This is a genomic window from Thermosynechococcus sp., assembly GCF_046299655.1.
GTDB lineage: Bacteria > Cyanobacteriota > Cyanobacteriia > Thermosynechococcales > Thermosynechococcaceae > Thermosynechococcus.
In genome coordinates this window covers 154,229-177,099 of record NZ_JBKBHZ010000002.1, presented here as the reverse complement: position 1 = coordinate 177,099, position 22,871 = coordinate 154,229, and the positions used below count along the sequence as shown (strand labels likewise).

24 protein-coding genes are annotated in these 22,871 nt (G+C 53.0%); 14 read left to right on the top strand and 10 right to left on the bottom strand.

Annotation, left to right across the window (positions count from 1 at the left end):
- Nucleotides 1-29: 29 nt before the first annotated feature.
- Nucleotides 30-944: a cell division protein FtsQ/DivIB gene (locus ACK4HN_RS02375; RefSeq protein ID WP_409869402.1), complete on the top strand. Its 915-nt coding sequence runs from the start codon at nt 30-32 to the stop codon at nt 942-944.
- Nucleotides 945-1,047: 103 nt separating this feature from the next.
- A complete protein-coding gene (locus tag ACK4HN_RS02370) occupies nt 1,048-1,725 on the top strand; it encodes a peptidylprolyl isomerase (protein WP_409869409.1) in 678 nt (225 codons plus the stop codon).
- Here ACK4HN_RS02370 and ACK4HN_RS02365 read toward each other — a convergent pair.
- A complete protein-coding gene (locus tag ACK4HN_RS02365) occupies nt 1,685-2,221 on the bottom strand; it encodes a DUF2062 domain-containing protein (protein ID WP_409869403.1) in 537 nt (178 codons plus the stop codon). The two genes, ACK4HN_RS02370 and ACK4HN_RS02365, sit on opposite strands and share 41 nt — an antisense overlap.
- Before the next feature lie 78 nt (nt 2,222-2,299).
- Nucleotides 2,300-3,511, bottom strand: a complete 1,212-nt coding sequence (locus ACK4HN_RS02360) for an MFS transporter (protein ID WP_409869404.1) — start codon at nt 3,509-3,511, stop codon at nt 2,300-2,302.
- Between the two features lie 308 nt (nt 3,512-3,819).
- Between ACK4HN_RS02360 and ACK4HN_RS02355 the strand changes: the two genes are divergently transcribed.
- Entirely contained in the window at nt 3,820-5,223 is a 1,404-nt protein-coding gene (locus ACK4HN_RS02355) for a BCD family MFS transporter (protein ID WP_409869405.1), read from the top strand.
- A 6-nt stretch (nt 5,224-5,229) separates the two neighbouring features.
- On the opposite strand, the gene ACK4HN_RS02350 is transcribed toward ACK4HN_RS02355, so the two are convergent.
- On the bottom strand, nt 5,230-6,480 hold the full coding sequence (locus ACK4HN_RS02350; RefSeq protein WP_409869406.1) for a hypothetical protein: 1,251 nt from the start codon (nt 6,478-6,480) through the stop codon (nt 5,230-5,232).
- A gap of 300 nt (nt 6,481-6,780) precedes the next feature.
- Entirely contained in the window at nt 6,781-7,185 is a 405-nt protein-coding gene (locus ACK4HN_RS02345) for a hypothetical protein (RefSeq protein WP_409877191.1), read from the bottom strand.
- Between the two features lie 153 nt (nt 7,186-7,338).
- On the opposite strand from ACK4HN_RS02345, the gene ACK4HN_RS02340 reads away from it, so the two are divergent.
- The 3 genes from ACK4HN_RS02340 to cobA all read left to right on the top strand — a co-directional run bounded on the left by ACK4HN_RS02340 (nt 7,339) and on the right by cobA (nt 9,352).
- On the top strand, nt 7,339-7,779 hold the full coding sequence (locus tag ACK4HN_RS02340) for a DUF29 domain-containing protein (protein ID WP_409849644.1): 441 nt from the start codon (nt 7,339-7,341) through the stop codon (nt 7,777-7,779).
- A 118-nt stretch (nt 7,780-7,897) separates the two neighbouring features.
- Entirely contained in the window at nt 7,898-8,539 is a 642-nt protein-coding gene (locus ACK4HN_RS02335; RefSeq protein ID WP_409868821.1) for an L-threonylcarbamoyladenylate synthase, read from the top strand.
- Between the two features lie 51 nt (nt 8,540-8,590).
- Entirely contained in the window at nt 8,591-9,352 is a 762-nt protein-coding gene (gene cobA, locus ACK4HN_RS02330; RefSeq protein ID WP_409849648.1) for a uroporphyrinogen-III C-methyltransferase, read from the top strand.
- Here the strand turns inward: cobA and ACK4HN_RS02325 are convergent.
- The gene (locus ACK4HN_RS02325; protein ID WP_409868823.1) at nt 9,332-11,218 is read right to left on the bottom strand and encodes a chloride channel protein; all 1,887 of its coding nucleotides are present in this window, start codon (nt 11,216-11,218) and stop codon (nt 9,332-9,334) included. The genes cobA and ACK4HN_RS02325 overlap by 21 nt on opposite strands.
- Nucleotides 11,219-11,284: 66 nt before the next feature.
- Nucleotides 11,285-11,965, bottom strand: coding sequence for an NnrU family protein (locus ACK4HN_RS02320; RefSeq protein ID WP_409849719.1), 681 nt, complete (start codon nt 11,963-11,965; stop codon nt 11,285-11,287).
- A gap of 174 nt (nt 11,966-12,139) precedes the next feature.
- Between ACK4HN_RS02320 and ACK4HN_RS02315 the strand changes: the two genes are divergently transcribed.
- From ACK4HN_RS02315 to ACK4HN_RS02300, 4 genes are all read left to right on the top strand, one after another.
- A complete protein-coding gene (locus ACK4HN_RS02315) occupies nt 12,140-13,186 on the top strand; it encodes an AI-2E family transporter (RefSeq protein ID WP_409868824.1) in 1,047 nt (348 codons plus the stop codon).
- A gap of 125 nt (nt 13,187-13,311) precedes the next feature.
- A complete protein-coding gene (gene rpsD, locus ACK4HN_RS02310; RefSeq protein WP_409849654.1) occupies nt 13,312-13,920 on the top strand; it encodes a 30S ribosomal protein S4 in 609 nt (202 codons plus the stop codon).
- An 18-nt stretch (nt 13,921-13,938) separates the two neighbouring features.
- The gene (gene prfA, locus ACK4HN_RS02305) at nt 13,939-15,033 is read left to right on the top strand and encodes a peptide chain release factor 1 (protein ID WP_409868825.1); all 1,095 of its coding nucleotides are present in this window, start codon (nt 13,939-13,941) and stop codon (nt 15,031-15,033) included.
- A gap of 9 nt (nt 15,034-15,042) precedes the next feature.
- The gene (locus ACK4HN_RS02300) at nt 15,043-15,312 is read left to right on the top strand and encodes a YciI family protein (RefSeq protein ID WP_409868826.1); all 270 of its coding nucleotides are present in this window, start codon (nt 15,043-15,045) and stop codon (nt 15,310-15,312) included.
- Between the two features lie 25 nt (nt 15,313-15,337).
- On the opposite strand, the gene chlP is transcribed toward ACK4HN_RS02300, so the two are convergent.
- On the bottom strand, nt 15,338-16,546 hold the full coding sequence (gene chlP / locus ACK4HN_RS02295; protein WP_409868827.1) for a geranylgeranyl reductase: 1,209 nt from the start codon (nt 16,544-16,546) through the stop codon (nt 15,338-15,340).
- 282 nt (nt 16,547-16,828) lie between these two features.
- On the opposite strand from chlP, the gene gpmI reads away from it, so the two are divergent.
- Nucleotides 16,829-18,424: a 2,3-bisphosphoglycerate-independent phosphoglycerate mutase gene (gene gpmI / locus ACK4HN_RS02290; protein WP_409868828.1), complete on the top strand. Its 1,596-nt coding sequence runs from the start codon at nt 16,829-16,831 to the stop codon at nt 18,422-18,424.
- A 75-nt stretch (nt 18,425-18,499) separates the two neighbouring features.
- Entirely contained in the window at nt 18,500-20,311 is a 1,812-nt protein-coding gene (locus ACK4HN_RS02285; protein ID WP_409868829.1) for an ABC transporter ATP-binding protein, read from the top strand.
- Here ACK4HN_RS02285 and ACK4HN_RS02280 read toward each other — a convergent pair.
- The 3 genes from ACK4HN_RS02280 to ACK4HN_RS02270 are packed head-to-tail and all read right to left on the bottom strand — an operon-like array spanning nt 20,308 to nt 21,092.
- On the bottom strand, nt 20,308-20,472 hold the full coding sequence (locus tag ACK4HN_RS02280) for a hypothetical protein (protein ID WP_409868830.1): 165 nt from the start codon (nt 20,470-20,472) through the stop codon (nt 20,308-20,310). The two genes, ACK4HN_RS02285 and ACK4HN_RS02280, sit on opposite strands and share 4 nt — an antisense overlap.
- A 29-nt stretch (nt 20,473-20,501) precedes the next feature.
- Nucleotides 20,502-20,657: a hypothetical protein gene (locus ACK4HN_RS02275; RefSeq protein ID WP_409868831.1), complete on the bottom strand. Its 156-nt coding sequence runs from the start codon at nt 20,655-20,657 to the stop codon at nt 20,502-20,504.
- A gap of 3 nt (nt 20,658-20,660) precedes the next feature.
- Nucleotides 20,661-21,092 (bottom strand): universal stress protein, encoded by a 432-nt coding sequence (locus ACK4HN_RS02270; protein ID WP_409868832.1) that lies wholly within the window; start codon nt 21,090-21,092, stop codon nt 20,661-20,663.
- A gap of 319 nt (nt 21,093-21,411) precedes the next feature.
- Between ACK4HN_RS02270 and ACK4HN_RS02265 the strand changes: the two genes are divergently transcribed.
- Complete coding sequence (locus ACK4HN_RS02265) at nt 21,412-22,566, top strand: Re/Si-specific NAD(P)(+) transhydrogenase subunit alpha (RefSeq protein ID WP_409868833.1); 1,155 nt, start codon at nt 21,412-21,414, stop codon at nt 22,564-22,566.
- A gap of 24 nt (nt 22,567-22,590) precedes the next feature.
- Complete coding sequence (locus ACK4HN_RS02260) at nt 22,591-22,869, top strand: NAD(P) transhydrogenase subunit alpha (RefSeq protein WP_250682948.1); 279 nt, start codon at nt 22,591-22,593, stop codon at nt 22,867-22,869.
- Nucleotides 22,870-22,871 lie beyond the last annotated feature (2 nt).

The following is a 22,871-nucleotide window of genomic DNA, read 5'->3' as shown; positions in this document are numbered from 1 at the left end:
CAATTTTCCTCCCCACTGAGGTTGTGGCTATGGTAAATCCCACCCCTCAGGGGACAACTGCCCATGATGCCATTCGGGAACGGCGCCGCCAATTGCAAAGTAAGCGCCGCTGGCGGCAACTGGCAGGGCTTTGGCGTACCAGTGTTCTTTTGGCTTTAACAGGGGGGCTGGTCTGGGGACTAACGCTGCCGGACTGGATCATCCGCCACCCTGATCAAGTGGTGATTCGTGGCAATCAACTGCTGAAGACGGAAGCGTTGCAGGCACAACTGCCCCTTGAGTATCCGGAGTCGCTGCTGCGTTTGCGGCCACAGGAGATCATTCATGCCCTAGAAACCACGCTGCCGCTACAACGGGTAACAATCGCCCGCCAACTCTTTCCGCCGACCCTGATTGTTGAAGTCCAAGAGCGCAAACCAGTGGCAGTTGCCACCTGCAATCAATGCTGGGTCATGAGTGCAACGGGGCAGCTTCAAGGGCCTGCCAGTCGCTGGTTGGTGGATAGTCTCGGCTTTGTTGCCCCCTTGGGTAGCTATCGGGCCAGTGCCCTGAAATCGCTGCCCACCCTCCAGTTACAGGGGTATTTTGTCCCCGTCAAGGATCCGCCGCGTCCACAGACATTGGCCGTGGATGGCGATCGCCAGCAGCAGTGGCAGCAGATTCACCAAATTCTCCAGCAGCAGGATTTACCCATTACGGGCTTAGATTGGCGCAACAAAGAGAATCTAATTGTCCAAACCCCTCTTGCGCCCGTTCACTTTGGGCTAGTGCAGTGGAATAGTGCCACCTTCAAGAAACAACTTAGTGCCTTGGCCAGTCTCAAGCAGTTGCCTCAGTACTTGGATCCTCGGCAAATCGTCTTCATTGATCTGGTGAACCCCGATGAACCCTTAGTGCAACTGCGGCAGCAACCGACACAGCAACTCCTTCCGCGCGGCAATTAAGGGGCAAGGGCACAGCATAATAGAGAGGTTAGCTTGGAGTGGCTAGTCAATGAAATCCCTGAAGTTCGGCACGAGATTGCCCCAGTTTCTGCCACGGTTGGTGATGGTGCTCAGTGTCCTTCTGCTGGTGAGTTGCGCGTCACTCTCGTCGGTGGCTGACACTAGTTCAATTCCAGGAGCACAAAGCCCAACCCCTATGGCCAATTTACCTCGACTGAATGGCGATGCAACGGTCGTGCTGACGGTCAACGATCGCCCCATTACAATCCAAGTAAAAGGAAACGCAGCACCGATTACTGCCGGCAATTTTGTGGATTTAGTCAATCGCGGCGTCTATGATGGCACCATTTTTCACCGCGTGGTGCGTGAACCGCGACCCTTTGTGGTTCAAGGGGGGGATCCCCAAACCAAAGACCCCAGCGTGCCACCGCAACGCTACGGCACCGGTTCATTTATTGATCCAGCAACGAATCGCCCCCGCTACATTCCCCTAGAAATTTTGGGGCAGGGTAGTGATACTCCCACCTATAGCCAGGCAGGCAAAGTCTTACCCGTCTTGACTCATACGCGCGGTGCAGTGGCCATGGCGCGATCGCAACTCCCCGATTCGGCCTCCGCCCAGTTTTACATTGCCCTTGATCAACTGGATTTCCTCGATGGCAATTATGCTGTCTTTGGCTATGTCACCGATGGCATGGATGTGGTGGACACAATCCAGCAGGGCGATCGCCTGCAATCCGCTAAGGTTGTGGCCGGTTTAGAAAACTTACAGCAGCCATAGCAGAACGCCGCCGAAAGCGTTGCCGCAGGGTGGGTAGCAGCCGCAAGCACAGAGCGTAAGTGAGGAGTCCGGCAATCACGCCCACCCAAACACTGCCAAAAATGAGAATCATGGCCATTTGCCCCCCCTGTTCGAGAAGCTTTTCCCAAGATTGCCACTCACCAAAGGACAGAGACGGCTGCCCCATCAGCCACCAGCCCACCTGAAAGTTAAACCAATAGAGGGGCACATAGGTAAAGGGATTGCTCACCCAAGTGGCAAGGGCAGCCAAGGGTTTATTTCCGCGCACGAGGAGCGCTACCGTGACGGCAATGAGCATCTGACCCCCAAAGAGGGGAAGCATCCCCGCAAAGACCCCTGCCCCGAGACCACGGGCAATACTCTCGGTACTACTGTGGGAGCGCATTAGGCGCAAATAGTGATAGCGGAGCGATCGTCGCCAAGCATGGAGCCAACGGGGCTGTCGAGAGGGCTGAGGGAAAGACAACCGCATCATAGGTGAGCTTCGAGAGTGTCCAAAGGTTGGAAAAATGGGCGAATGAAGGTCTTTGCTTAGCAGTTTGACATATTTTGCTTAGAGAGTGCTAGGGGTCGCATCCTTGGGCTTGCCCAATCCCAGCGCCAAAAAGCCAAGGGCGATCGCCATCATCACACTGCTTTGCCAAGCAGGCGCCACCCCACCCCAGCGATCAAAGACCCATCCTGCCCATGCCGGGCCAGCAATGCCGGCCACACTTTGCAGCGATTGGCTAGCGCCAATAATTTTCCCCTGATCCTGATCCCGCACGCGATTGGAGATCACCCCCCGCAGGGAGGGCAACATGATCCCTACGCCAAAGGCCAAGCCGACGACACAACCATACAGCAGCGGCACACTGAAGCTACCCACACTGGGAACGGCGGCAATGCCCAACAAGGCCAAGGCCACGAGGAGAAGTCCCCCCCAGCTCAAGCGCTGCTCGCCAAACCGAGGGATCAACGAGCGAATCAAGCCTGCCTGCACAATCGTACTCACCACGCCAATTATCACAAAAATGATTCCCGCTTGGGCAGGTCCCCAGCTCAATTGCCGCTTCAAAAAGAGGACAAAAATACTAGTAAACCCCGCAAAGGCAAAGTTAAAGATAAAAAAGGCCATCAGCAAGGCTTGAAGTGTACGTTGATTGAATAGCGCCAACCACTGCTGTTGCAAAGCAAAGCTCTTGGGGGTCAGGGGCGATCGCTGGGTGGCGGGCAATGACTCCGGCAAGATGAAATAAGCCAAAACTACATTGGCTAGGGCCAAGGCGGCGGCAAACCAAATTGGTAACTTGAGGTCAATCGCTGCTAAGCTGCCCCCAATCGCCGGCCCAAAGATGAAGCCAATGCCAAACGCTGCTCCCGTTAAACCAAAGTTCTTGGCCCGATCAGCTGGGGCAGAGGTGTCGGCAATATAGGCCTGAGCCGTTGAAACCACGCCCCCCGTGAGGCCATCAATAATTCGCGAAACAAAAAGCAGCCAAGGTACCGTCGCCACAGCAAAAAGGATGTAGGAGAGCGCAGTGCCGGCAATACAAATCAGCAACACCGGGCGACGTCCCCAGCAATCGGAAAGGGCACCCAGGAGGGGAGCAGCCATGAATTGGGCAGCGGCAAAGGCAGAAAATAGCAGGGTTAAGCTCAACGCATCAAAGTTAAATCGCTCCACAAAGAAGGGCAAAATGGGGAAAATGAGACTCTCACCCAAGCGGTCGATGACAATTGTGAGCAGAACAATGAATAATGGTGAGCGCAAGTTTATCCCCATTGATCTGATACGTCCCCATGTAATGGATGCCTGACCTATCGGGTTTTGACCCCCGGAAAAAGGCAGTACAATAAAAGACTACAATTTAACACAATACAGTCCTTTTTCCATTGATGGAACACAACACAAAACACCCTACGGATGAGGTGATGCAACCCATGTCTGCTTATATGGAATCGTTGAAGCGATCGCTCTTTTTGACATTCATTGCCCTAGTTGTATCCTTGACGATTTCCTTCTTGATGGCAATCTAAATTTGTCCTGAAATTCATTTATTATCCTCTATCAGTGATGTGAGTTACTGAGGTATGGCTAGTCATTCTGCCGCTGCACCCCCGCCGCTGCCCCTGTGGGTCATGTTTCGCTTGGGTCTCTTTCAGATGGGGCTGGGGATGATGTCAATTCTGGTGTTGGGGGTGCTCAACCGTATTTTGATCAAAGAATTGGCAGTACCGGCCACGCTGGTCACCCTGACGATCGCCATGCATCAGTTTGTCTCACCGGTGCGGGTGTGGTTTGGTCAGCTCTCCGATGCCCATCCCCTTGGGGGCTATCATCGCACAGGCTATATCTGGGGTGGGGCGCTGGCCTTTACCTTGGTTACCTACGCCATTGTGCAGGTGATCTGGCAGGTGGGGCAAAGTTTAGATCAAGCGGGCTGGAGTTTGGTTACCCAAGGCTGGATTGGCCTATTGGGATTGCTCTTTGCCGCCTACGGCATTTGTGTCAGTAGTAGCTCCACCCCCTTTGCGGCTCTGCTGGTGGATGTCTCCGAAGAGGAAGATCGAGGCAAATTGGTGGGGATTGTCTGGTCTATGTTGACCGTGGGCATTGTGGTCGGTGCCATTCTTAGCAGTGTGCTGCTGCGGCAGTTGGAGCTAGACACCCCGATTGAACTCCTACAACAAAGTGTCAATCGTCTCTTTTTAGTGGTTTTGACGGTGGTCTTGGCCCTCGCGATCGCTAGCACTTGGGGGGTTGAGGCCAAGTATTCCCGCTACCATGTGCGCAGTCGTGCCTGCGACAACCCTGAAAACATTACCCTTGGTCGCGCCCTGAAGATTCTCACGGCCAACTCCCAAACGTGGCGCTTTTTTCTCTTCCTAGTCCTGATGACCTTGAGTTTATTTATTCAGGAACCCATTCTCGAACCCTTTGGTGGGGAAGTGTTTGGCATGACGATCGCCGAAACCACGCGCTTGAATGCCTACTGGGGCATGGGTACGCTTGTGGGTCTCAGTTTCACAGGATTTTTAATTGTGCCGCGCCTCGGCAAGATTCGCACCACTATCTACGGCTGTTGGGGGGTGGCCTGGATGTTCTTGCTGCTGATCATTTCAGGTGTCACGCAGCAGGTGTGGCTCTTTCAGTTGCAACTCTTTCTCTTTGGTATTGCCGCTGGAGTAACGACGACGGGTGCCCTGAGTCTCATGCTGGACTTAACGGCGGCAGAAACGGCAGGGACATTTATTGGCGCTTGGGGCTTAGCGCAGGCCATTGCGCGGGGATCAGCTACCGTTGTCGGCGGCACGGCCCTCGATATTGGTCGCCAACTGTTTGGTGTGCCGCTCCTTGCCTATGGCTTTGTCTTTTGTCTGCCAATCCTGGGAATGCTGGCGGCCGTCTTCCTGTTGAAACAAGTGGATGTGAGTCAATTTCGGCAGCAATCTCAGGTGGCGATCGCCAAAGTCTTGGCTGAAGACTTGGAATAGACTGCTTTAGCAGCGGGCAAAAAAGGAGAAGTCCAACTTGCCAAAGTGGGTGACATGGGCGATATTGAAATGCTCTAGGCAATTTACCAGCCAGCGCACCTTGCCCCGACTAAAGGATTGATAGTGGTTAAACAAGATGGCAAAGCGTTTTTCAAGATAGGGCTTCACTTTCTTGCTCAGGAGAATAATCTTGAGCAATAGACCAATTGTTGCCACCGTACCGATATTGTTGAGTAAGTCAACAAAAACCAGATGATTAGGATTTTGGGCACTCTCCACCACTAAGTAATTGAGGGTCTGGCTACAGGTGCGCACAATGGTAAACTCATTCAGAGGTTGTGGCTGCTGGAAGAGGGGTAGCGTCTCCAAATACTGATAAAAGCGCTGGCGAAACCGACCCCGCCCCACGTCCGCTGTGGTGTCCGTCAAGTAGTGGAAGAAGGCATCCCGAAAGTCGCGGGTGGATTTCAGGCGTTGCAGCCGCTGCTGAAATTGACTGGCCAAGTCGCGATAGGTGTGGCGGCCATCCACTTTACCGACAAAATGTTGAATCGAGGTTTTCACTTCTTCGTCAGAGAGCAAGGTGGGATTTTTCACCGCTGAGATGTTGTGATGCCCCTGAGCACGGCGAAACTCACTGGTGAGGTATTGACTCAGATTCATTTCAAATTGTTGCGTTGCTTTTTGCTGAAACTCTTGAATATAGCGCAGTTCTTCAGGTGCCGTATCCTCTCCCACAAGGCAGTGGTTGTACAGGTAGGGATAGCGGCGAATCAGGGTTGCAAGGGGGCGATCGCCATTTTGCTGAATTTGTACAGGATCTTGAGCGTCCTCTTGAAAGAACTGAACGAGCCGCTGGAGCTTTTGAAAAGCCTCACTTTCTAAGTAGTCCTTGACAAGCAGCCGCAGCTTGCGCACAATCGGTGCCCGGCTTAGCCCCCCCGCCGGCATCGCCACCGGCGTTTGCAGCATGGCCAAAAATTCAGAAACAGCGCCTTGGAGCAAGGGACGTGACTGCCAGCGGTTAATCAAAATGTGACAGCAGCGGTTCATGAAAGGACGAAAATGATCTGCTGCCCGTGCCCCCGTCACAATGCGATCCATGGCCTCCTGAATCTGGCGATCGGGATAGGTATAGCCCATGAGAAAAAGGGCACGAAACCGCTCAATGACTTGCTGCGGACTCTCCTGCTGCACACATTCCAGCAAGTGGTCGTAAATGAGCTGGTAGTCGTTTGCTGTGATCCAAGTTTTCATAGGGGGTGAGGCGCTCTTGAGCCACGCTGCTACCGACCGTGCTGGAATTCAGGGGCACAACTGAACTGAGAGCTTCTAACATACCTACATCATAAAAGGCCACATATCGCCAACTTGTGATCGAAACCACGTTTTTTGCGTGATCCTAATCACAAAAAGAACTTCCCTACCTTTGATCGCTGACTAGCGCAAACGCCCTACTACTTTCTGATGATAAACAACAGAACAATCAATTGGGAACCGACGATAAAAATTGGTGCTCAGTTCTCTCCTCAAAAGGGTCTTTAGGGTTCGCGAGCATTAGCGCCCCTGATACCCCGCAAGCTGAGCTAAGCCCTCTAGGGGATAGACCCCCTCATAGCGTTTACCCTTGATTTCCCATGTAGGGTAGGCACGGATATTGGCCTGTTTGCACAGTTCTGGCTGGCCATTGGTACCACGCGCATCGCACTCAATATAGTTGATGGTCTTAAACGCACTGCCAAAGAGTTCTTTTTGCTTCATACAAGCGGGACACCAGTAGGCACCGTACATCTTGGCATTGATTTTCTTCAGGTGGTTTGCCAACCGTTGCGGGGAAATGGTCTGACTGGTTCCCTGCGCCATGACCATATCGGGAGATTGAAAGATGGACAAACGCGGCACAAGGGCGATCGCCAGCCCCACACCCAAGCTAAACAGGAGATAGCGCAAGGAGTTTTTCATCGAGAACCATCCACCAACCCAATTTAACCCAGTATAGTGTACTGCATTCCACACAGTACCAGAGCTAAAGACCCTGAGAAACGTCTTGTAGTTCCGTTATTCTGAAAATTGAATCTAAAATGAGTGAATGTTGGCACGCCTTATCTAGCACCAATGAAGCAGCAGTACGACCAAGATTACAGTGCGTGGATTGCAGAAACAGTGGCATTATTGCGAGAAGGACGATGGCAAGAGTTGGATCTGCCCCATCTCATTGCTGAGGTAGAGGACTTGGGCAAAAGTGAACGGCGTGCCATCAATAGCCAGTTAACTCGTCTGCTGCTACACCTCTTAAAGTGGCAATATCAACCCCAACGCCGCTCCGATAGTTGGTTGGATTCGATCACGGATGCCCGCACTCAAATTGAGTTAACCATAGCTGATAGTCCTAGCTTGCGGGATTATCCAGCCAGCCAACTTTCCACAAGCTATGAACGCGCTCGCCGCCAAGCAGCAGAGCAAACGGGTTTACCACTGAGCACCTTTCCTGAAACCTGTCCTTATTCCCCAGAGATGGTTTTGACTCAGAATTGGCTCCCTGCAACCGACACTTAGCTCCACACATTAGATACACATTAGATATTAGATACACATTAGATAAAGTGCATTCGCCCATGTTATTCCCGTTAAACTAAAACTACGTTATGGCAGCAGTGCCCTCGCGGATTTTTTAATGGCAGCGATTTTTGAACTTCATCCTGTTAACCCCCCACCCCCCACGATCGCCCAAATTGTGGAGGCTCTCAAAGAAGGGGCAATCATGCTCTACCCCACGGATACAGTCTATGCCATTGGCTGCGACATGAACCACAAAGGGGCGGTACAACGGGTACGCCAACTCAAGCGGCTCTCCAACGATAAACCTGTCACCTTCTTGTGCTCTTCCCTCTCCAATATTGCCCAGTATGCCTATGTCAGCGATTCCGCTTATCGCCTCATGCGTCGCCTGATTCCGGGACCTTACACCTTTTTGCTGCCGGCAACAAAACTGGTGCCCCGCCTTGTCCAAAATCCCAAACGCAAAACTACAGGGATTCGCGTACCTAACCACGTTGTGAGCCAAGCGCTGTTGACCGCCTTAGGTAATCCGATTATTTCCACCTCAGCACGACTGCCCGACGACGAGACCTATTATGTGAATACCGCAGATCTCTTCGATGCGTTTGACAAACGGGTGGATTTAATTATTGATACCGGGGAACCCCTTGGACAGCAAATGTCGAGTATCCTTGATCTCACCGTTGAACCCCCGCTATTAGTCCGCAAGGGACAAGGGTGGGAAGCGCTACCAGCAGAACTGGTGACTGTTGATTGAACGTTTCGGATCCCATTGGTAGATAAGAAATTCCCCGCAAAGGATTAAGGCATGAGTTCACCGCAATTAATTGGCAAAGTATATCTAGTGGGCGCAGGCCCTGGAGATGTGGGGTTACTGACGGTGCGTGCCAAGACGCTGCTGGAGTGGGCGGATGTGGTGCTCTACGATGCACTGATTAGCCCCGAAATTCTTAGCTTGATCAACCCCCAAGCGGAAAAAATTTATGTGGGCAAGCGGCGGGGCAACCATACCCTCTCCCAAGCGGAGATTTGCCGCCTGTTGATTGACTTGGCACAGCGCCATGCTGTGATCGTGCGCCTTAAGGGGGGTGATCCCTTTGTCTTTGGCCGAGGGGGTGAGGAGTGTCTTGCCCTTGTCGAGGCTGGCATTACTGTCGAAGTGGTGCCGGGGGTCACCAGTGGGGTGGCTGCACCTGCCTATGCGCACATTCCCCTCACCCATCGGGATTTTAGTTCTTCGGTGGTTTTTGTCACTGGTCATGAGGCCGCTGGTCGCTATCAACCACGTGTGAATTGGTCGGCTCTGGCTACGGCGGTGGATACGATTGTGATTTACATGGGACTTCACCATCTGGGGGAAATCGTGCTGCAACTGCTGGCAGGGGGGCGATCGCCCCAGACCCCCTTGGCCTTTATTGAATCGGGAACAACACCGCAACAACGGGTAGTGGTGACAACCCTAGAGCGAGCGATCGCCACTTATGATGAAGCAAAGATTCAAACCCCCGCCTTGATTGTCATTGGTGAGGTCATTCACCTGCGCTCCCAGTTAGGGGGAAGTCTCCACTAGGTCTGAAGAAATAGGTTCAGGTTCTAGGGGCAGCGACAGCATCGCCTGCTCCAAATAGGGCAGTAGCTTACGTCGCGTTTGATCGAGAGAATAGGCAAGGCGGATATTCTCTCTGGTGAGTAACCCTAGGACCCGTTGCGGGTTGCTGCGATCCACCACAGGCAACTGCCTTAAATCCCGTGCTGCCATGCGATCAAGGGCATCCCTCAAGGGTTCATCCCCATAGGCCAGTAACAAGTCGCGCGTACAGACACTCCCCACCGTTTGCCCTTGATCGGCGGTTGTTTCTTGGTCAGCCTCCCAGCGAGTGATTACTCGGTTAATATCTCCCAAAGTCACAAGGCCAATCAATTGCTGCTGACCATCTATGACAAAGGCGCAGTAGGCTTTTCTTTCAATGAGTTGCAGCCCTGCCACCACAAGAGGAATGGTTTCATTGAGCAACAGCACATCAGACTGCATGGCTTCAGCAACCGAAAGATTGGGAAGACTCTCTTCCTGTTCCTCTTGTTGCGGTTGAATACTAGGGGATAATGCAGGCACTTCACGCCGTTTTGGCAAACTAAAGCTGTTCACCAGCCAGACACTCAACCCCACTGCTGCCATAAGGGGCAAAATAATGCGATAGTCCCGCGTCATTTCAAAGAGCAGCAAAATGGCGGTTAAGGGGGCATTGACACTGGCGGCAAGAACGGCGGCCATTCCCACGGTTGCGTAGGCGGCAGGAGCAGCAATACTGTTGGCAAACATGGGTAGTAAGATGGGTAATACCTTACCATAGGCGGCACCAAGGGAAGCACCCAAAAAGAGCGCCGGTGCAAAGATGCCCCCCACTAGACCACTGCCTAGACTCACTGCCGTCAACACCATCTTGGCGACGAGCAATATCAACAGCAAGCCGAGGGAAAAGTTCACATCCCTGAGAATCGCCTCCACCGTTTCATAGCCAATGCCCAGCACTTGTGGCAAATACAAGGCGACAAGGCCAACACATAACCCACCCACAAGGGGACGCAGCGGTAGGGGAATGCGATCTAAAAACTGCATGGGTGGAATCTTCCCCTGAAAGGCTTGGGGGAGCCACTGGAGTAACTGAGTATAGGCAATGGCAACGCCGTAGGCCAACAGTCCCAAGCCCAAATACAAGGGCAACTCAAGGGAACTGCGCACCTCATAGGCTGGCAGATCAAAGGCAGGTTGTGACCCCAAGCCAATTTGGGTAATCAGGGCAGAAATCACTGCCGCTAAAAGTACGACACTCACAGCCGTGGTTTCAAAGGTGGTGCCCAGTACCACCTCAAGGGCAAAGAACACGCCGGCGATCGGGGCATTGAAACCTGCTGCCAAACCGGCTGCTGCCCCTGCACCAAGGAGCAACTTTTGCCGTTCTCGGGAGACCTTCAGTGCTTGACCAAGGAGAATGCCGATGTTAGCGCCCACTTCCACACTGGGGCCCTCTGGACCAAGGGAGGCACCTGTACCAAGGGAAATCGCTGCTGCAAGGGTTTTAGCAATAGGGCGAAGCCAAGGAATTTCCTTGCCGGCTTCTACCACTCCCATGAGAGCGGTAAGATTTGGGCTGAACTCCTGTACGCCCCAACGAATTAACCCTACCCATAGCCCTCCAAGCATCGGCACACAGGCCAGTGTCCAAGCGCCCCATCGACCAATCAGCCCCATTAAGTCTTCAAGGGCAATGTGATGAATTGTCTCAATCAGATAACGGAACAGCAGCACACTTAACCCCGCACTGCCGCCAATGAGTACTGCCAAGACTAGTACGACGGTTTCCGGGGGCGGTTGCAATTGATTGAAAAGACGAGTGAGGCGAGATTCAGCAGCAAAAAGGGGGGAAAGGGAGGACACGGGTGGAAAAACTTGCCTGAAACGGGATAGCTCTAACCTAATTATGCGCAATTTCCCTAGGAGAGGCTAAAAGGGCAAGATTTCAGGGGTGACACGGTAAAAGTAAGGGTGCAGCCACCACAGCAAAGCGACAAAGATCACCACTCCCCCATAGGCAGGGCGCAAAAATTCCTGCCACACCAGTTGTTGCTTGCCCTCCCAAATGGCTTTGAAGGGAATGATTGAGGTGCGAGCCTTCAGGGCAGTAAATGCCTCACCGTGCCGGGCGTACCAGCGGCGATCGCCATGCCAAACCCCAAAGCAGTGATGGGCAATCAGACCAAGGGAGGTTAGCAGTGTAAAGGACGTGCCCAACCACAGCGTATGCGCTACACACCAGATCACCTGTCCCCATAACTGCGGGTGGCGGGTAATGCGAATAATGCCCGTTTCGTAGAGGTGTACTTCTGGCTTTTGCACAGCGGCAATTTCTAGCAGGTTAAATGTGGCCGGATAAAGAAAGAGAAACGAGATCGCCGATAGCCCCCACACGAGCGCACCCATCCCCGGTACCCCCTGCAGTTGCCACAGTTGCACGCCGTCGTAGCGGTGGGCCAAAAAGTAGAGAATCAAGATTGTCGCTAGGGGCAGACTCACTAGGGCGAAAAAAATGCGATAGAGGCGGGCACCCACGTGCTTTTCTGCCCAAGGACGTAAGCTGGCCAATCCACTGTGGGCGATCGCAAACAAGAGCAATAGCCCTACCATGATCCACTGGGAACTGGTTTGCCAACTGTGGTGATCCACGTCTATCTACTCCCTACAATGGAAACCCCTTCCCATGATCCCAAAGGGTCAGACGGTTTGTAAAGCAATGTAACTGAGCCGAAAAATGCAGCCTATAGGCTATAGTCAAGGCGTTGAGGGCATCCGAATCAATCTATGTTCAATTGGCTTGATCGCCTCGAAAACCGTCGCCTACTGCGCCTGCTTCTGCTCTTTGCCCTTGGCTGGATTGGTGTGCAGCTTTTGCACTACTTTGCCTACGTCCTACTGGTGTTTCTCTTTTCGGCGATTCTCGCGTTTTTGCTTAACTACCCTGTGCGCTGGCTGAAGCGTTACTTGCCCCATAGTTTTGCGGTAATTGTTGTCTTTGTAGGGGCATTGGCATTGGTGATCGGCCTGGGGATTACCCTTGGCTTGGCGATCATTGGCCAGTTGCAGGACTTGGTGAGCAATTTGCCCAGCCAAATTGATCTGTGGATTGATTCCCTTGAGGGGATGCAGCACTTTCTGGCGCGATGGAATTTAGACATCAATTTTCAGCAACTGGAGTCAGAATTGCGCGCCTTTGCCCTTGCGGGGATTCAGTTTGGCTTTGGGAAGCTACAGTCCATCTTTGCCCTCTTCCTAAGCGGCATTATTGTTGCTGTGATTACCTTCTTTATGCTGCTAGAGGGGGAACGGCTATGGCAGTACCTGCTGAGTTTTTTGCCCGACCCATGGCGCGATCGCGTGCCTCAAGCCTTGGAGCGGAACTTTTTGGGCTTCTTTAGTGGCCGTTTGCTTCTGTCTCTCTTCTTTGGTACCGCCACATTCATTGTCCTGCTGGTGTTACGTGCCCCCTACGCCCTTGCCCTTGGGGCGATCGCCGGCGGTTTGGATCTCATTCCAGGAATTGGCTCAACGATGGGCATTGCCCTAGTGTGCTTGATCCTACTGCCCAAGGGTATTGCCCTGAGTGTACAAGTGCTAATTAGCTGTATTCTGCTACAACAGGTGGAGGAAAATATCCTCATGCCGCGTGTGATGCGCAACTCCGTCAACCTCAATCCGGTGGTTTTATTTTTTTCCCTCTTGGTGGGAGCAACGGTGGCAGGCATTGTCGGCATTTTCCTTGCTATTCCCATTACGGGGACGATTGTCAGTTTGCTAGATCTCAAAGCCTTGCAGGCCAGCAGTGAGGCTGTCCCGAAATCCTCGTCCTAGGGTTGCGATCGCCCCCATCCCCTTGATATACTAGGCAAGCTGATTAAGTTGCCCTCGGCAAATTAGTCTATTTTTTGCACATTTTTGGTTGGACACCATCATCACTGTAGGTTGGGTATAGTTGCATGGCTCGATATCGTGGCCCTCGTTTGAGAATTGTCCGTCGTCTAGGTGAGCTACCTGGTCTAACCCGCAAAGACCCTAAGCGAAGCTACCCTCCCGGCCAGCATGGGCAAACTCGCAAAAAGCGTTCGGAATATGCCCTGCGCCTTGACGAGAAGCAAAAACTGCGCTTCAACTACGGGATCTCGGAGCGGCAACTTGTGCGCTATGTGCGCAAAGCCCGTCGCGTGAGTGGTTCCACGGGCCAGACCCTCCTACAGTTGTTGGAAATGCGGCTAGATAATACCGTTTTCCGCCTTGGTATGGCACCAACGATTCCAGCAGCTCGCCAACTGGTGAATCATGGCCATATTTTGGTCAATGGCCGCTGCGTTTCCATTCCTAGCTATCAGTGCCGTCCGGGGGATGTGATTACCGTCCGCGATAACGAGCGATCGCGCCGCCTAGTGGAAACCAATCTTCAAAACCCTGGCCTTGCCAATATTCCCAGTCATCTGGAGCTAGATAAAAGTACCCTCACTGGCAGAGTCACGGGCATTGTGGAGCGGCAGTGGGTTGCTCTCCAAGTGAACGAACTTCTCGTGGTTGAGTACTATTCACGGAAAGTTTAGAAAATTCCTACCTTTCCTATGGCAGAGGCCTATCTTCTAGAAAAACTGCGCACTGTCGAGCAAACCTTTACGGAACTCACCCGTCGCTTGGCAGACCCCGATGTGGCGGTCAACCCAGCAGAATTTCAAAAGGTGGCTCGCTCTCGCGCGGCTTTAGAGGAAACGGTGAATGCTTACCACGAATGGCAATCCCTTAACCAGCAACTGGTGGATGCCCGCCAACTGCTTAAAGAAGCGGTCAATGAACCCGAACTACGGCAAATGGCTGAAGAAGAAGTCGCTGATCTCAGCTGCCGCATTGCCGAACTCGAGGAACGCCTAAAAATTCTGCTGCTCCCCCGTGATCCCAATGATGATAAAAACATCATGCTAGAAATTCGGGCGGGCGCCGGCGGTGATGAAGCGGGAATTTGGGCAGGGGATTTGGTGCGAATGTACTCTCGCTATGCCAAAAGTCAAGGCTGGCAAGTGAGCCTAGTGAGCGAATCCCTTGCAGAAATGGGGGGCTTCAAGGAAGCCATCCTCGAAATCAAGGGCGATCGCGTCTATAGCAAGCTGAAGTTTGAATCCGGTGTACATCGCGTGCAGCGGGTGCCCGTCACTGAAGCAGGGGGACGCATCCACACTTCTACGGCCACGGTGGCGGTGATGCCTGAAGTGGATGAAGTGGAAGTCGAAATCGATCCAAAAGATATTGAAATTACCACGGCGCGATCCGGGGGTGCCGGCGGCCAAAATGTCAACAAGGTGGAAACAGCCGTTGACCTCTTCCACAAGCCGACAGGTATTCGCATCTTCTGCACCGAAGAGCGCAGCCAACTGAAAAATAAAGAGCGAGCCTTCCAAATCCTGCGGGCGAAGCTCTACGAAATGAAGCTGCGGGAGCAGCAGGAGGCCATTACCTCAATGCGCCGCTCCCAAGTGGGAACAGGCGATCGCTCCGAAAAAATTCGCACCTACAACTACAAAGACGACCGCGTTACCGATCACCGCCTAGGACAAAACTTTAGCCTCAGTAGTGTCCTAGAAGGGGATCTCGAACCCATTATCCAAGCCTGTATTGCCCGCGATCAGCAGGAACAACTGGCCCAACTGGCTGCTGAACAAGCCTAGGAGGATGAAATGACAAAATTTGTGGCTTGGGGGCGCTACTGTGAAGATGTCCTCGAACGGCGTGCCCCTCACCGCCAAGCCCACCTCGATGGCCTAGCGGCTCAAAAAGCCCAAGGAGTGCTTGTGACCATTGGCCCCACCAAAGACCTGCGTTACTTTTTTGCCCTCTACGAGGCAGACAGCGAAGAGACCGTGCGCCAACTGATCGAAAACGATCCCTACTGGCAGCATCAAATTTGGACAGAATACAAGATCTATGAATGGATCCAAGCCCTCTAAGGGCGAGGGCGGATCTGCAACTTACCTAGGGAGCAAGAGCATTGCCCCGCATCAAGCTCCCAATGGTTTTCACTGTAATCTTCAACTGCACGAGGGGATTGGCCGGCACAACAGTCTTGTAGAGGTAGCTATCGAAGGTGAGCTTTTGCACATCAATATCGCTACACATCTCCACAAAAGCTTCACGGGTGGCATCGGAGCGATAGAAGACCCGTTGCAGCAGATCCAAAACTAGGTAGGTCATGCCGTAGGCTTTATCCCAGCGCTTCAGGTACAGCTTGAGATCGGCTTCCGTGGGGATACGACGACCACCGTTGGAGGTCTCGACAATGGTTTCCGCGCACATGCGGGCTGACTTGGCGGCAAAGTAAATACCTTCGCCAGAGGATTTGGTGACGGTACCCGCAGCATCCCCTACAAGGGCGACACGACCAACGACCCGCCGAGGCCGAGGATGTTCAGGAATGGGGTGGGCTTCGACTTTGATGATTTGCCCCCCTTCCAGTTTGGCAGCAGCGCGGGCACGGATTCCCGCTTGCAACTCCCGAATCCGGTCTTTGTTGACTTTCATGGTGCCGGTGCCCACGGCGACATGGTCATATTTGGGGAAAACCCACGCATAAAAGTCGGGGGACACATCATCCCCGACGTACATTTCTGCCAACTCGTTGTAGTAAGCCATTTTGTCTTCAGGCAGACGGATGCGCTCCTGATAGGCAATGGCGTAGTTGTAGTCGCCGGCATCAATTTCCTTGGCAATGCGGGAATTTGCCCCATCGGCCCCAATCACCACATCCACTTCAAGGCTATGGGCAGTACCATCCTCTTGCACATAGTGGAGGGTGTAGGGCTGATCACTGGTGGTGGGCTGTTCCAGCTTAAAGACAGTGCCATTGATCAAATTGGCGCCTAAATCTGCCGCCCGATTGCGCAGAAAGCTATCGAGGACTTCGCGGCGGCACATACCGATATACTCGTGGTCTTTGAGGGTATGGCCAATATTGACCTCGATATTAGAGGGGGAAATCATTTTCATTTTGCGCACGCGGCGGTCAATAATTTGCGGCGGCAAGTCAAATTCGCTGACCATGCACAGGGGGATCGCACCGCCACAGGGCTTGGCATTGTCTAATTTGCGCTCAAAAAGATAAGTCTCGATTCCAGCTTTGGCTAAGGTTTCGGCGGCTGAGGAACCCGCTGGACCACCACCGACCACGGCTACCCGAAGTGACAACGGACGACTCCCAATTTTGGCTAACAAACAACAGTTTGGATACTATCACGGCAATTTTTTGTCTTCAAGGATTTAATCCCGAAAAGCCGCATCTGTAACAGTTTTCAACATTTGGCCCTCTCTGATCCGCTAGGATAGATCCGTCTATTGACTCAGAATTGATCGAATTTGTGAACTGTAGCCCAAGTTACCCAATTTGTCTCTCGCGGTTGAGAATGGTATTATTTGCGAGATTGTAAAATTTACGCAATTTCCCAGAGAAGTTTAAGGTAGGGCATTCACATGGCATCGTCTCCTGTTGCGCCCGTTGTTTTGATGATTTTAGATGGCTGGGGCTATCGCGAAGAGACCTACGGTAATGCGATCGCCAGTGCCAAGACGCCTGTCATGGACAGTTTGTGGCAAGCCTATCCCCACACGTTAATCAACACCTCTGGGAAGGCGGTGGGACTCCCCAAAGGACAAATGGGTAACTCTGAGGTGGGGCACCTCAACATCGGCGCGGGGCGCATTGTCCCCCAAGAATTGGTGCGCATTTCCGATGCTGTTGAGGATGGCAGCTTCTTTACCAACCCTGTCCTCGTAAAGCTCTGTCAAACTGTGAAGGAGCGTCAGGGCAAGCTGCATTTTATCGGCCTGTGTTCTGCTGGCGGGGTGCATTCCCACATTGATCATCTCTACGGCTTGGTGGAACTGGCGAAGCGCCATGAATTGCCCGCCTGTATTCATGCCATTACTGATGGTCGCGATACGCCCCCCCGCGATGCAGCAGGTGTCCTTGAGGAATTGGAACAACGCCTGCAAACCATCGGCTGCGGACGAATTGTGACGGTGAGTGGTCGCTACTATGCCATGGATCGCGATCGCCGTTGGGATCGCACTGAGGCGGCCTACCGCGTCATGACCAGCAATGAGAATATACAACCCCTACGGGCGGTGGATGTGGCTAGTAAGTCCTATGCTCAGGATATTGGCGATGAATTCATTGTCCCCACACGCATTGCGGAAGGAGCCATTGAACCCGGCGATGGTGTGGTGTTCTTTAATTTCCGACCCGATCGCGCCCGCCAACTCACCCAAGCTTTTATTGACCCGGACTTTAGCGGCTTTGAACGGACATTGATTACACCGCTGGAGTATGTGACCTTTACCCAGTACGATGCCAACTTTAACTGTGGTGTCGCCTTCCCCCCCCAAAACCTCAATCATATCCTTGGGGAAGTGATTGCCGAACATGGTCTGAAGCAACTGCGGGCAGCGGAAACGGAAAAATATGCCCACGTCACTTATTTTTTCAATGGTGGTCTCGAGGAACCTTTCCGCGGTGAAGATCGCATCCTCATCCCCAGTCCAATGGTGGCCACCTACGATCAAGCACCAGCTATGTCTGCCCTCGCCGTAACAGAAGCAGTCAAAGAAGCCATTGAGAAACAGGAATATGCTCTAGTTGTGGTGAACTTTGCTAACCCCGATATGGTGGGGCACACGGGGCAATTGGCCGCGACCATTCAAGCCATTGAAACTGTGGATCGCTGTGTCGGCGTCTTGGTGGAAGCGACAACAAAAGTGGGGGGCACGCTGCTGATTACCGCTGATCACGGCAACGCTGAGTACATGATTGATGAGGACGGTAACCCTTGGACGGCTCACACCACCAACCCCGTTCCCTTTATCTTGGTGGAAGGGGAGAAACGCAAAATCCCCGGCCATGGTGGAGATGTCACCCTGCGCCAAGACGGCTGCCTTGCGGATATTGCACCGACCATTCTGGAAATTTTGGGGCTGCCGCAACCCCCTGAGATGACCGGGCGATCGCTGATTGTCAGTGCCCCCTATGAAACCCGTCTGAATCGCACCCCCGTCTCTGTGAAGGTCTAAAGCGTTCTCTACCCAAGAGCGACGGCAGAAAATTTTAAGATTTCTTAAAATAGGAACAGTGCTTGTCCTGTTTTTATGGCCACGTTTCGCTCCATTCTGGGTTACTATCGCGCCTATCGGTGGACAGCGATCGCCAGTATTACCGCAGCCAGTCTCTGCGAACTGGTGGATTTGCTCGTACCCTATGCCATTGGCCAAATTCTCAACCTGCTCTCGCAACAACCCCTTGATCCGCCAGTGGTGGCGATCGCCCATACGCTCCAAACATGGACGGGCTGGAACAATACCTTTGGGGTGAATCTCACCGTTCTCGGCAGTATTGTCTTTTTGGCCACCGTGGTGCGCGCCCCCATTCAACCGTGGCTGGGGGTCTGGTTCCACTGGTGGATTGCCTTGGCCGCTCGGCGCGATCACACCCGCAAAGCGGTGGAGAAAATTCTAACGTTGCCCTTGGAGTTTTTTGAGGAAAACAACCCCGGCCGAATTGCCAACCGCGTCAACAAGGGAATTTCTAACCACACCTGGAGCTATCCAGAAATCGCTGGCCAACTGATCCCTAAAACTGTGCGTGTTCTTGGCATTGGGGTCATTCTATGGTGGCTAGACTGGCCGATCGCCCTAGGGTTAATCACCTCATTTACATTGATTTTTGCGATGACACTGCGCACCCTACGCCGCCTCATTCAAAAGGAAGAAATTCTCGACAGCCATATTGAGAGTACCGAAAGCCGCACCTCAGAAATCATTACCAATATCAAAACCGTCAAAGCCTTTGCTACCGAAGCTCGCGAATTGGCTCGTCAAACCCAGCGCCTCGATCGCGAGTTCAAGATGGTTATTGATCGCATCCATCGCGGCTACATGTATCTAATTACTTGGCAAGCAGGCTGGGTGCAATTCTGTTTATTCACCTTGTTGGGTTTCTCCCTAGCTGCCACGATTGCCGGACGGGTCTCCATTGGCCACTTTATTACGATTTACACCCTTGCCAGTATGGCCTATGCCGAAATTACACCCCTCTCGCAGGTGTCGGAGGTCTTTGCGCGCCGCTATGCCTCCATTTTGCGCTTCCATGAATTTATGGAATTGCCCCCCGGCCGCGATGCCATTGATCTTGAGCAACAGGAGATTCCTAGCCTGAAGTTTTCCGGCAAAGTGGATTTTCAGCACGTCTGGTTTAGCTACACGCCGGGGCATCCTATTCTGCGGGATATTAATCTACTCATTGAACCCTGCCAAACGGTGGCCTTGGTGGGGCGTTCCGGGTCGGGAAAATCCACCCTGATCAAGCTTCTCTTTCGCTACTTCCAGCCAGATCAGGGGCAAATTCTCATTGACGGCCAAGATATTCAAACCCTTGATGTGCGTGCCTATCGCCGCCGGCTAGCTATTGTGCACCAAGAGGTGGATGTTTTTAACGGCACCCTCTGGGAGAACCTCACCTATGCCAACCCCGATGTCAGCCCTGAGGCGGTCTATGAGGCCTGTGCCATTGCGCGGGTGGATGAATTTGTACATCAATTGCCCTTGGGCTATCGCACGATTGTGGGTGAACGGGGGTTGCGGCTTTCCGGGGGACAACGGCAGCGGTTAGGGATTGCCCGTGCCCTCTTGGCGGATCCCGATGTACTGATTTTTGATGAAGCTACCTCAAGTCTCGACTATGAATCAGAGCGCGAAATTCAACTTGCCCTGCGCTCCATTACGGGTACTCGCACAATGATTGTGATTGCCCACCGCCTCAGCACAGTACGGGATGCCCATCAAATTGTGGTGTTGGACCAAGGCACAATTCGTGAGCAGGGAGACCACGAGACGCTCCTCGCCCAAGGAGGCTTGTATGCCCATCTTTATTCCATTCAGCGCGATCGCGCCCCCCATGCCTAACTGAGATCAACACCAAGGAAGCGATCCAAGAGCCGATAGCCCCAGAACGTGCGTAGCAAGATTACCCAGAGGAACACAATTAGAACAATCAATCCCCACAGCCACCCCGAAAGGGGTTCCAACTCCACCACTGCCTGCAGGGTGGGCGAGACGCTAATCATCAAGAAGACAGCCAGCAAAGATGAACAAATCAGAAAGCGATGCGGACGCGGTCCCGGCACTGCCCAAAAAGCCGCAGCGAGTCGCCATAGGTGCGATTGCTTTCACTCACTTGACGGTTAATGCGACCTCTGGCTTGCCGCTCCGCCACTTCCGCCGCTGTTAAACCCGTCAATGGTGCTGTCATGCCTTAGGTTTCCGCTGACTTCACCACAAACACTGAACAAGGCGCATCAGCCACCACAGCGCCACTCACCGAGCCTTGCACAACTCGCTCAACCCCTGTGAGACCGCGACTCCCCAGTACAATTAGATCGGCCCCATAGATATTGGCCAAGCGCAAAATTTCATCCACCGGATCACCGGTGACAATTTCAATTTCCGAATCGCAGGGGAGGAGGTCTTGGAACTGTTGTAAATGCTGTTCAATACTACGGTAGGTGCCCATTTGCGGATGCAACGAGGGGCGATCGGCACTGACCCCAAACCCCGACTCTGCGGGTGAGATCACATGACTGAGAATCACTTGGGCATCCGGGTCAAGATTTAACTGGGTCACCGCTGCCATCACCCGTGCCGATAACTCACTGGTATCGAGTGCCACTAAAATTGTTTTGAACATGCCTGTGATTCTGTACTTGCAATCTCCTAGTCTGCCACAAGGGCGCTGAGATTGATATTTTCTAGATTCAGTAAGTAAAAGTACTCAGTGACATTGTCAACATTTGTTACAAACGTTGCTGGGGATCATAAGACTTGTGGAGAACCCCCACGAAATGCTGACATTTTCTCCCATTCCCAAGGGGATCGCAGTAGCTTGAGGATTAGTACAGGACAGCAGGTGAATGTGTTGTGACGGTGTCGGGCAGTGATAAAGATGCCCTGATGAGTACACCAAGGAATTGTTCTGTAAAGACTGCAAACCCTATCCAAGAGTGCCTATGAAAGTTGGGGTCGTTAAGGAACGCGAAGTGGGTGAACAACGGGTTGCCCTCATTCCCGAAGTCGTTGCCAAGCTAGTGCAGCAGGGGTATCACCTCTGTGTGGAGTCCGGGGCAGGGGATATGGCGCACTTCAGCGATGAGGACTACCGTGCCGCAGGTGCGGAAATTGGTTACTCCATTGAAGAGGTCTGGGGCAGTGTGGATGTGCTGCTCAAGGTCGCCCCGCTGCGCGATCGCGAGGTGGAGTGGATTCGCCCTGGCACCACCTTAATTAGTTTTCTCAATCCCTTGGGCAATCCATGGCAGATGCAACACCTAGCGGAGCGGTATATTACGGCCTTTGCCCTCGAGTGTATTCCCCGCACCAGTCGCGCCCAGAGTATGGATGCCCTCTCCTCCCAAGCAGCCGTGGCGGGCTATGCAGCAGTATTATTGGCCGCTTCCAATTTGCCGCGCTTTTTTCCAATGTTGACGACGGCAGCGGGTACAATTCCCCCCGCCAAGGTGTTTGTGATTGGGGCAGGGGTGGCTGGCTTGCAGGCGATCGCCACGGCGCGGCGTTTGGGAGCTGTGGTTGAAGCCTTTGACATTCGCCCCGCAGTCAAGGAAGAAGTCCAAAGCCTCGGTGCCAAATTTGTCGAAGTCCCCTTGGAGGAAGAGACGGTTGCCCCTGGCGGCTATGCCAAAGAGGTCTCGGAAGCGGCGAAGCACAAAACCCAAGAGGCGATCGCTGCCCATGTCCACAATGCCGATGTGGTCATTACCACGGCCCAAATTCCCGGTAAGCCTGCCCCGCTTTTGGTCACAGAACGCATGGTGGCCAGCATGAAACCAGGTTCAGTGATTGTGGATTTAGCCGCTGAGCAGGGGGGCAACTGTGCCTGCACCGAACCAGGGCGCGCCATTTGTCATCAGCGGGTTACGATTATTGGCCCAATTAATCTACCCTCGACGCTGGCGGTGCATGCCAGTCAGATGTATGCCAAAAACATTTCAACGCTTCTGAAGTACCTTGCTCCCAAGGGGGAATTGGTGTTGAACTTTGGCGATGACATTATTGATGCTGCCTGTATCACCCATGAGGGGCAGGTACGCAACCCACGGGTACTGGAACTGCTGCATCCTGCCCAAACCTTGGCCACAACGGTTTAGACATTTCCCTAGAGGGTTGGTTCGATGACAGATCCTATTCTTGTCGGTCTGATTATTTTTGTGCTGGCCAGTTTCATTGGCTTTGAGGTGATTAATAAGGTTCCGCCCACCCTGCATACGCCCCTCATGTCTGGCTCCAATGCAATTTCTGGGATTGCCGTGATTGGGGCACTGCTGATGGCGGGGAGTGGACACACAACCTTAACGGTGGTCTTGGGATTTATTGCGACGGTGCTGGCCACAATTAACGTAGTGGGCGGCTTTTTGGTCACAGATCGCATGTTGCAGATGTTTAAGCGGTAGGA

What these genes read in the sequence shown, in the direction of transcription:
- ACK4HN_RS02375 (WP_409869402.1), top strand. Translation starts at nt 30, where the DNA reads ATGGTAAATCCCACCCCTCAGGGGACAACTGCCCATGATGCCATTCGG.
- ACK4HN_RS02370 (WP_409869409.1), top strand. Translation starts at nt 1,048, where the DNA reads ATGGTGCTCAGTGTCCTTCTGCTGGTGAGTTGCGCGTCACTCTCGTCG.
- ACK4HN_RS02365 (WP_409869403.1), bottom strand. Translation starts at nt 2,221, where the DNA reads ATGATGCGGTTGTCTTTCCCTCAGCCCTCTCGACAGCCCCGTTGGCTC.
- ACK4HN_RS02360 (WP_409869404.1), bottom strand. Translation starts at nt 3,511, where the DNA reads ATGGGGATAAACTTGCGCTCACCATTATTCATTGTTCTGCTCACAATT.
- ACK4HN_RS02355 (WP_409869405.1), top strand. Translation starts at nt 3,820, where the DNA reads ATGGCTAGTCATTCTGCCGCTGCACCCCCGCCGCTGCCCCTGTGGGTC.
- ACK4HN_RS02350 (WP_409869406.1), bottom strand. Translation starts at nt 6,480, where the DNA reads ATGAAAACTTGGATCACAGCAAACGACTACCAGCTCATTTACGACCAC.
- ACK4HN_RS02345 (WP_409877191.1), bottom strand. Translation starts at nt 7,185, where the DNA reads ATGAAAAACTCCTTGCGCTATCTCCTGTTTAGCTTGGGTGTGGGGCTG.
- ACK4HN_RS02340 (WP_409849644.1), top strand. Translation starts at nt 7,339, where the DNA reads ATGAAGCAGCAGTACGACCAAGATTACAGTGCGTGGATTGCAGAAACA.
- ACK4HN_RS02335 (WP_409868821.1), top strand. Translation starts at nt 7,898, where the DNA reads ATGGCAGCGATTTTTGAACTTCATCCTGTTAACCCCCCACCCCCCACG.
- cobA (WP_409849648.1), top strand. Translation starts at nt 8,591, where the DNA reads ATGAGTTCACCGCAATTAATTGGCAAAGTATATCTAGTGGGCGCAGGC.
- ACK4HN_RS02320 (WP_409849719.1), bottom strand. Translation starts at nt 11,965, where the DNA reads ATGGTAGGGCTATTGCTCTTGTTTGCGATCGCCCACAGTGGATTGGCC.
- ACK4HN_RS02315 (WP_409868824.1), top strand. Translation starts at nt 12,140, where the DNA reads ATGTTCAATTGGCTTGATCGCCTCGAAAACCGTCGCCTACTGCGCCTG.
- rpsD (WP_409849654.1), top strand. Translation starts at nt 13,312, where the DNA reads ATGGCTCGATATCGTGGCCCTCGTTTGAGAATTGTCCGTCGTCTAGGT.
- prfA (WP_409868825.1), top strand. Translation starts at nt 13,939, where the DNA reads ATGGCAGAGGCCTATCTTCTAGAAAAACTGCGCACTGTCGAGCAAACC.
- ACK4HN_RS02300 (WP_409868826.1), top strand. Translation starts at nt 15,043, where the DNA reads ATGACAAAATTTGTGGCTTGGGGGCGCTACTGTGAAGATGTCCTCGAA.
- gpmI (WP_409868828.1), top strand. Translation starts at nt 16,829, where the DNA reads ATGGCATCGTCTCCTGTTGCGCCCGTTGTTTTGATGATTTTAGATGGC.
- ACK4HN_RS02285 (WP_409868829.1), top strand. Translation starts at nt 18,500, where the DNA reads ATGGCCACGTTTCGCTCCATTCTGGGTTACTATCGCGCCTATCGGTGG.
- ACK4HN_RS02280 (WP_409868830.1), bottom strand. Translation starts at nt 20,472, where the DNA reads ATGATTAGCGTCTCGCCCACCCTGCAGGCAGTGGTGGAGTTGGAACCC.
- ACK4HN_RS02275 (WP_409868831.1), bottom strand. Translation starts at nt 20,657, where the DNA reads ATGACAGCACCATTGACGGGTTTAACAGCGGCGGAAGTGGCGGAGCGG.
- ACK4HN_RS02270 (WP_409868832.1), bottom strand. Translation starts at nt 21,092, where the DNA reads ATGTTCAAAACAATTTTAGTGGCACTCGATACCAGTGAGTTATCGGCA.
- ACK4HN_RS02265 (WP_409868833.1), top strand. Translation starts at nt 21,412, where the DNA reads ATGAAAGTTGGGGTCGTTAAGGAACGCGAAGTGGGTGAACAACGGGTT.
- ACK4HN_RS02260 (WP_250682948.1), top strand. Translation starts at nt 22,591, where the DNA reads ATGACAGATCCTATTCTTGTCGGTCTGATTATTTTTGTGCTGGCCAGT.